At 26.6% G+C, this 252-nt stretch carries 1 pseudogene; it reads right to left on the reverse strand.

Going from position 1 to position 252, the window contains the following annotated elements:
- Positions 1–127, reverse strand: a pseudogene (locus tag K0040_RS20475) (transposase); the annotation flags it as partial.
- Positions 128–252 lie beyond the last annotated feature (125 nt).

Consider the following 252-nt stretch of genomic DNA (forward strand, 5'->3'; position numbering starts at 1 on the left):
TATCTTTAACACCTCTATTTTTTAATTCATTTAAAATTCCTAACCAATATTTACTGCTTTCATTTTGACCAATTTGAATACTTAGAACCTCTTTTTTACCATTTTCATTCACCCCAAGGATAATATAAAGTGGACCCTATACAGTAGACGCTAGAAAAAGAGTGTTTACTTGTATAGGGTTTATTTTTATGTAAAAATAGGTATAGAGGAGTTGAATAATTATGAGCAAAAAAATATTTTCTAATAAAGAAA

The organism is Terrisporobacter petrolearius (assembly GCF_020748185.1).
GTDB lineage: Bacteria > Bacillota > Clostridia > Peptostreptococcales > Peptostreptococcaceae > Terrisporobacter > Terrisporobacter petrolearius.